This window comes from Muriicola sp. (assembly GCF_041567615.1).
Classification (GTDB): Bacteria; Bacteroidota; Bacteroidia; order Flavobacteriales; family Flavobacteriaceae; genus Muriicola.
Genome location: NZ_JBFGBM010000128.1, coordinates 1 through 8,038 on the forward strand (window position 1 = coordinate 1; position 8,038 = coordinate 8,038).

Below are 8,038 nucleotides of genomic sequence, written 5' to 3' on the forward strand. Positions count from 1 at the left end.
CTCCTCTACCCTTCCAATCACCCGGGCCTCTACCCCAAAACTTTCTGATATGGCGATCAGATCTGCTGCAATCTTCTCCTCAACATAGAGCTCCATGCGGTGCCCGCAGTTAAAGACCTGGTACATCTCCTTCCAGTCGGTGCCCGACTGTTCCTGAATAAGCCTGAATAAAGGGGGAAGCGGAAAGAGGTTGTCCTTGATCACATGGTTCTTATCAAGAAAATGAAGGATCTTGGTCTGGGCCCCTCCACTGCAGTGTACCATGCCGTGAATATCCGTGGGGGCGTACTTCTGGAGGATCTTACGGATCACCGGGGCATAGGTCCTTGTGGGCGACAAAACCAGCTTTCCTGCATCCAGGGGCACTCCCTCCACCGGATCGGTCAGCTGCATGCTTCCGGAATAGACCAGTTCTTTCGGAACAGAAGGGTCGTAACTCTCGGGGTAGCGACTGGCCAGGGCCTTCCCGAAAACGTCATGCCGGGCCGACGTGAGTCCGTTGCTACCCATTCCGCCATTGTATTCGGTCTCGTAGGTCGACTGACCAAAAGATGCCAGGCCGACGATCACGTCACCCGGGCGGATACGGGCGTTGTCGATGACCCTGTCCCTGCGGATACGTGCCGTAACCGTAGAGTCGACGATGATGGTACGCACGAGGTCCCCAACGTCTGCGGTCTCTCCTCCTGTCGATCGGATCTGCACCCCATGGGACGCCATGGATTCTATAAATTCCTCGGTCCCTGTGATAATGGCCTCGATGACCTCCCCGGGGATGAGGTTTTTGTTCCTACCGATGGTAGAGGAAAGGAGGATATTTTCGGTAACCCCCACGCAGAGCAGGTCGTCCAGGTTCATCACCAGGGCATCCTGTGCGATCCCTTTCCAGACAGAAAGATCACCCGTCTCCTTCCAGTACATATAAGCCAGGGAGGATTTGGTCCCGGCCCCATCGGCGTGCATGACCAGGCAGTAGCTGTCATCACCCGTCAATGAGTCGGGAACGATTTTGCAAAACGCCTTGGGAAACAGGCCCTTGTCCAGGTTGCGAATCGCCTTGTGCACATCCTCTTTGGAGGCAGACACACCTCTTTGTTGGTATCGCTTGCTTACAGACACGTTCAGATATTCATGATTCTCCGCAAAAATAGGGGAATGAAATCACATGCACGCAATCCGCAGGAATTATGTACGGATACGGTTATCGGATAAACAGAAGTTCCCGGTACTTAGCCAGAGGCCAGTCCCGGTCGTCCACCAGTTGCTCCAGCTTATCGCAATGGTATCGGATGTCCTCAAAATAAGGCCTTACCTCATGGCAATAAGCCTTTGCCTTTTTGCGGATGTCCTTTTCCGAGTTGGCTTTTTTCCGGGCTTCGGTCATGGCTTCCGACTTTTTACGGGTGGCTGCCAGATGGCCCGAAATCTCTTCAAGGATCGATAACTGGGCTTCTGCATGTTGCTGATAACCCGAGCCATAGATTTCCTTGATCCCCCGGATGTTGGAGATCACTTTGTTCTGGTAGGCAATGGCTGCCGGGATGATCTGCGTATTGACCAGCTCGTTGAAAACCCTTCCCTCGATCTGGGTCTGGAGGATATAGGTCTCCAGATCGACCTCATGCCTGGCCTTTACCTCCACTTCACTCATGACCTGCATTTCATTGAACAGGTCTATGGAACCTTTCGAGACCACGATCTCGAGGGCTTCGGGCGTCGTCTTGTTGTTGCTAAGCTTTCTTTTAGCGGCCTCCTTTTGCCAGCTTTCACTGTATCCGTCCCCGTCAAAACGGATGCGTTTTGAAGCCTTGATATACTCTCTCAGGACATTGAAGATCGCTTCGTCTTTTTTGAGTTTTTTCTTTTCGATAAGTTTGTCTACCTCTTTCTTGAACTCGATCAGCTGTCTGGCCACGATGGTATTGAGCACTGTCATGGGCTTGGCACAATTCATCTTGGCGCCCACTCCCCTCATCTCGAATTTATTGCCCGTAAAGGCAAAGGGGGACGTTCGGTTCCGGTCCGTGTTATCTAACAGGATCTCCGGTATTTTTCCTACCACGTTCAGCTTGAGTTCCGTTTTCTCCTCGGGAGAGAGTTTCCCCTGGGAAACGCCTTCGAGTTCGTCCAGCACCGCGCTGAGCTGCTCCCCGATGAAAATGGAAAAAATAGCCGGTGGGGCTTCATTGGCACCCAGGCGATGGTCATTGGTCGCCGAGGCAATAGAGGCCCTGAGCAGTTCCTCATAGGTGTCTACAGCCTTGATGGTATTGACAAAAAAAGTGAGGAATTGGAGGTTCTTCATGGGAGTGGATCCCGGGCTGAGGAGGTTAACTCCTGTATCTGTAGCCAGAGACCAGTTGTTGTGCTTTCCTGAGCCGTTGATTCCCGCAAAGGGTTTTTCGTGGAATAATACTTTCAGGTCGTGACGGTCGGCCACCTTTTCCATAATATCCATCAGCAGCAGATTGTGATCCACGGCCAGGTTGGCCTCCTCAAAAACGGGCGCTAATTCAAACTGGTTGGGGGCTACCTCGTTATGCCGGGTCTTGACAGGGATACCCAATCTGGTACATTCTACTTCCAGGTCTTTCATAAAGTTGATGGCCCTCAGGGGGATCACCCCAAAATAGTGATCGTCCAGCTGTTGTCCCTTGGCAGCTGCCTGGCCCACCAGGGTTCGTCCCGTGAGCACCAGGTCGGGCCTCGAACCTGCCAGCGCCTTGTCTATCAGAAAGTATTCCTGTTCCCATCCCAGGGTCGCCATGACCTTGTTCACCGATTTGTCAAAATATCGGGCCACCCCCGTGGCTGCCTGATCTACGGCATGCAGGGCTCGCAACAAAGGGGCCTTATTGTCCAGGGCTTCCCCTGTATAGGAGACAAATATGGTGGGTATGCAGAGGGTTGCCCCGTAGATAAATGCGGGGGAAGAAGGATCCCAGGCGGTGTACCCCCTGGCTTCGAAGGTATTGCGGATTCCCCCACTGGGGAAACTGGAAGCGTCGGGTTCCTGTTGTACCAGCTGACTGCCCCCAAATTTTTCCAGTGCCCTGCCGTCTGGCAGGAGGTCGAAAAAGGCATCGTGCTTCTCAGCAGTAGCCCCGGTAAGAGGCTGGAACCAATGGGTATAGTGAGTAGCCCCCATAGAAAGCGCCCAGGCCTTCATGGCTTCAGCGATCTGGTCTGCCATCTTGCGGTCGATCTTGGAACCGGTGAAAATGGCATTTTTTACACTCTCGTAAGCATCACGGGTAAGGTACTGTACCATTTTTTCCTCGTTGAATACCTGGGAGCCAAAAAGCTCGGATCTCCTGATCTGTTCAACAAAAGAGCGGGCTTTACGCTTGCTGCTTTCCTTTATGGCATTGTTTCTTTGAGTAGACATGGCATCGACTGATTAAGATGTGGGAGCAAAATTAAACATTTCGCACTTATCCCTCATTAAAATAATATTTTTGCAATTAACCCCCTAAAAAATAGGGGTGTTGATAATTTTATCTAATTTATTGATAATTACCCCCCAAAAGTTTCCATATATGACATCAAAAACTATATTTTTGACGATCTAAAAAATTTGAAAATTTAACTCGCAAGATTATGAGCAAAGCAAAATTGGAATACATCTGGCTGGATGGATACTTTCCGACCCAGAACATGCGCAGCAAGACAAAGATCGAGGAGAATTTCAGTGGAAAACTGGAGGACTGCCCCATTTGGTCATTTGACGGAAGTTCGACCAAGCAGGCCGAAGGGAATTCATCTGACTGCCTATTGAAGCCTGTGGCAATTTTCCCAGACCCAACAAGGGATAACGGATACCTGGTAATGACCGAGGTCCTCAATCCTGATGGCACACCACACGAGACCAACCACAGAGCCAAGATCGATGACGACGACAACGACTTCTGGTTCGGTTTCGAGCAAGAATATTTTATCATGGACAACCATACCCAGCTTCCCTTGGGATTCCCTGTGGGTGGTTATCCCGGACCTCAGGGGATGTACTACTGCTCAGTAGGTGGAAAAAATACCCACGGGCGTCAATTTGTGGAAGAGCACGCCGATATCTGCATCGCTGCAGGGATCAATTTCGAAGGGATCAACCAGGAAGTAGCCTGTGGACAATGGGAGTTCCAGATCTTTGCCAAAGGGGCGAAGAATGCAGGAGACCAGGTATGGGTGGCACGTTATATCCTTGACCGTCTCACTGAGTCTTACGGATACTATATCGAGTACCATCCGAAACCTGTCAAAGGTGACTGGAACGGTTCCGGAATGCACGCCAACTTCTCTAACAGCCTGTTGAGAAATGCAGGAAGCAAGGACGTCTATGAAGCAGTATGTGAAGCCTTCAGGCCTGTGGCTAAGGAACACATTGCTGTCTACGGAGAATTCAACGATCAGCGTCTTACCGGATTGCATGAGACTGCTTCGATCCACGATTTCAGCTACGGAATCTCAGACAGGGGTGCCTCTATCAGGATCCCTATCGCCACTGTGGAGCGCGGATGGAAAGGATGGCTGGAAGACAGGAGGCCTGCTTCTAACGGAGACCCATACAAGATCGCCGGAAGGATCGTTAAGACCGTAAAATCGGCCAAAATAGAAGCTACAGCATAATTATTTTAAAGCTCATGTTACAAACCGCCTCAGAAATTCTGAGGCGGTTTTTTATTTTCCGGCCTACCAGGAGACCTAAAATAAAGTGAGGTATACGAAGGCTGCATAGGAGATCAGGAGAATGATCCCATCGTGCCACCCCAGCCTCAATCCCTTGGGGAAGAATACTAGCGGCAGTACTGCGAAGGCAAAGCCCAGCATCCAGAAAATATCATTTGTGAGAAGGCCGCGGTCTACAACCTGTATAGGATGGACCAACGAGGTGACCCCGAGGACGGCCAGCAGATTGAAGATGTTAGAGCCAATGAGGTTACCGACGCTGATCGACTTTTCCCCTTTCAGTATCGCGATGACCGAGGCCGCTAGTTCCGGGATACTCGTCCCTACGGAAACCACCGTGATCCCTATGATCCTCTCACTCACCTGGTAAAATTTGGCAAAACCCACGGCACCTGAGATCAGGAATTCCGAACCCGCCCACAGCCCTGCCCCTCCCAGCCCCAGGAAGAGAACAGCCTTGTAAAGAGGCAGGGGCAGGATGGACTTATTGAGGTCCTCCACCACCGCGGGTTGCTGAAATCGAAGTAAGAATACGAGGAAGAGGAACAGGCAGGCGATCATGATCAGTCCTTCCAGCGCACTGATCTGCCCGTCGTAATAGAGCAGGAAAAAGACCAGGAGGGATGCGGCCATCATCACGGGCCAGTCAGTGACGTAAAAGCTTTTACGTACATCTATGGGCCCCATGACCAGGATGATCCCAAGCACCAAGCCCAGGTTCGCGATATTGGAACCCACCACATTCCCCAGGGCCAGGTCGGAAAAACCTTCGACAGCGGCGGTCACACTCACGATCAATTCCGGAGCGGAAGTGGCAAATGAAACAACGGTCATCCCGATGATGATCCTCGGGATCCTGAGCCTGAGAGATAGGGCAACAGCAGCCTTCAGGAGCCAGTTACCACCGAGAATCAGCAGTACAAGGCCCAGAACGATAAAAAGCAAATGCTGCAATTCTGAATTTTTGGTAAATATAAGGTATTCGAAAAGTTAGGGCCACAGATCGTACCGAAAGGATATTTTCAAGGATCACCTACCGGAGTACCTGAAGAAATGTTAAATAACTACAAATTTAGTTGTACAACTATTTTTATAGTTGTAGGTTTGATTGTAGATATCACATTATGAAAAGACTCACCAACAGAGAGGAAGAGGTCATGAAGATCCTCTGGAAGCTCGAAAAAGCCTTTGTCAAGGAAATCCAGGCAGAGATCACGGAAGACCCCCCTCATTACAACACGCTTTCCACCATAGTTCGGAACCTGGAGGACAAGGGGTATGTGAGCCATGAGGCTTTTGGGAATACGCATCGCTATTACCCCCTGGTGTCCAAAGAGGCCTACAGGAAGCGATTTGTGAATGAGACGATAGCCGACTTCTACGACAATTCCTATAAGAGCCTGGTCTCCTTCTTTGCCAAAGAAGAAAAGATCTCGGTGGAAGAATTAAAGGAAATCATCAACCTGATCGAAAAAAATAAGTGAACATGGATCTCATTCTCATATACCTGGCCAAAGTCTCCGGGATCTTAGCACTCTTCCTGGGGACGTACCTCCTCCTTCTCAGGCGGGAAACGTTTTTTAAGGCCAACCGACATTTCCTGCTGGGGGGGATAGTGATCTCATTTCTTCTCCCATTTGTGGAAATAAAGAAATACGTCCTTGTAGAGTCCGTCGTCATCCCTGAGGCTGAAATGATCCAATCGGGATCAGTCGTACCTGCGATAGCAGAACAGGGACCGGACTGGGCATTGCTCTTGTCTGCCGTCTATATTTCCGGCCTGATTTTCCTCGGGTTAAAGTTCCTGATGCAACTTTATTCCCTGCACCGCTTGCTGAGAAATCACGAGGTCAAAAGGATAGGAGATGTACGTTATGTGGAGACCGATCAGGATCTCGCTCCATTTTCCTTTTTTAATTACATCGTCTACAACCCTTCACAGTTCAGTGAAAGTGAATTGGATGCCATCAGGCAGCACGAAAGGGCACACTGCACCCAGGCGCATTCGGTGGATATGCTCCTCGCCCATCTGCTGACTGTATTATTGTGGCTCAACCCCCTGAGCTGGCTTTACAAACGGCATATTCAGCAGAATCTTGAATTCCTTGCCGATTCCAGTGCGATCAGGCAAACCAAATCGGTGAGAAATTACCAGTATGCCTTGTTGAAAGTATCATCGAATATTCATCATACACCAATCACTAACCCATTTTACAGTTCATTAATCAAAAAACGAATCGTCATGTTACACAAATCAAAATCGAACCGACTCCATGCATTGAAATATGCGTTCATCCTGCCACTGCTCGCAGGATTCCTATTCGCCTTCAACACTCGGGTGGTCGCCCAGGAAAAGGAAAAAGAAATGACCGTAGAAGTAAAGATCAGCAGGATCGAGATCCTTATCGACAAGGATTACTCCAAAGAGCAAATAGAAGCGGACACTAAATTTATGAAGGAACAAGGTATAGATCTCAAATTCAAAGGCATCAAACGCAACAAGGCCGGGGAGATAACGGCTATCAGCGGCAGCTACAAGGATGAAAACGGTATCAGTGGTAATTACAGCCAGAACAGCGATACACCCATCAAACCTTTTACCTTCAGGGTCACCGGCGAAGGTGAAGATCGCAGTATTGGCTTTTTCTCAGGAGCCTCACACCACACCATCCATTCCACAGGCAAGAACTATTCTAAAATGATCGTTGTTGACACTGATGCTGATGATACGCACGACGGAAAGCACAAGGTGCACAAGAGGATCCTTATGAAGGGGGATGAAGATGGAGCTTTCAACTGGACCAGTGACGGGGATGGGGACGAAATGAAGGTCCTGGTAGAGGTCAAGGACGGAGAAAAGGTCATTACGGTCAACGAAATGGAGATTACCGAAGATGAATTAAAAGCCCTGGGCGAAAATGGCGATGGAAAACGTATTAAGATCAAAAAGATCCACAAGGGGGAAGGTGCAAATGTGTTTATCCTCAAAGATTCGGGCGATGAAGAAGACATAGAGATCATCGAGAAAGGAGGGGCTTCCTTTTTCTTTATGGACAGCGAAAAGGGTGAGAATCCCCTCTTCATTGTAGACGGAAAGGAAATGAGCAAGGAGGAATTCGAAGGACTATCGCCCAGCAAAATAGAGAAGGTGGAGGTTATCAAAGGAGAGAAAGCCACTGAGGAGTACGGAGACAAGGCCAAAGACGGGGTGATCAAGATCAGCACGAAAAAAAACTGACAAAAAACCAACGCTTATTACCTAACCTGAGACCGGCCTCATGAGGGCCGGTTTTTTGTTCCAAAAAGATGAAAGTGTTTAAAAACGACCCTTTTGGCCCATTTCCTGCCTAGGAAA

The 8,038-nt window shown here is 49.5% G+C and carries 6 protein-coding genes; 3 read left to right on the top strand and 3 right to left on the bottom strand.

Going from position 1 to position 8,038, the window contains the following annotated elements; translation table 11 throughout:
• Nucleotides 1-1,125, bottom strand: a 1,125-nt coding sequence (locus ABYP73_RS09390) for an AIR synthase related protein (RefSeq protein ID WP_372974145.1), incomplete at its 3' end; no start/stop codon positions are given.
• Nucleotides 1,126-1,201: 76 nt separating this feature from the next.
• The gene (locus tag ABYP73_RS09395) at nucleotides 1,202-3,388 is read right to left on the bottom strand and encodes a glutamine synthetase III (protein ID WP_372974143.1); all 2,187 of its coding nucleotides are present in this window, start codon (nucleotides 3,386-3,388) and stop codon (nucleotides 1,202-1,204) included.
• 212 nt (nucleotides 3,389-3,600) lie between these two features.
• Between ABYP73_RS09395 and ABYP73_RS09400 the strand changes: the two genes are divergently transcribed.
• Nucleotides 3,601-4,623, top strand: coding sequence for a glutamine synthetase beta-grasp domain-containing protein (locus ABYP73_RS09400; protein WP_188370992.1), 1,023 nt, complete (start codon nucleotides 3,601-3,603; stop codon nucleotides 4,621-4,623).
• 75 nt (nucleotides 4,624-4,698) lie between these two features.
• Here the strand turns inward: ABYP73_RS09400 and ABYP73_RS09405 are convergent, their stop codons facing one another.
• Entirely contained in the window at nucleotides 4,699-5,637 is a 939-nt protein-coding gene (locus ABYP73_RS09405; protein ID WP_372945060.1) for a calcium/sodium antiporter, read from the bottom strand.
• 170 nt (nucleotides 5,638-5,807) lie between these two features.
• Here ABYP73_RS09405 and ABYP73_RS09410 point away from each other — a divergent pair, with 170 nt between their 5' ends.
• Together ABYP73_RS09410 and ABYP73_RS09415 are read left to right on the top strand one after the other, a co-directional pair.
• Complete coding sequence (locus ABYP73_RS09410; protein ID WP_372945059.1) at nucleotides 5,808-6,167, top strand: BlaI/MecI/CopY family transcriptional regulator; 360 nt, start codon at nucleotides 5,808-5,810, stop codon at nucleotides 6,165-6,167.
• A gap of 2 nt (nucleotides 6,168-6,169) precedes the next feature.
• Nucleotides 6,170-7,921, top strand: coding sequence for a M56 family metallopeptidase (locus ABYP73_RS09415; RefSeq protein ID WP_372974144.1), 1,752 nt, complete (start codon nucleotides 6,170-6,172; stop codon nucleotides 7,919-7,921).
• Nucleotides 7,922-8,038 lie beyond the last annotated feature (117 nt).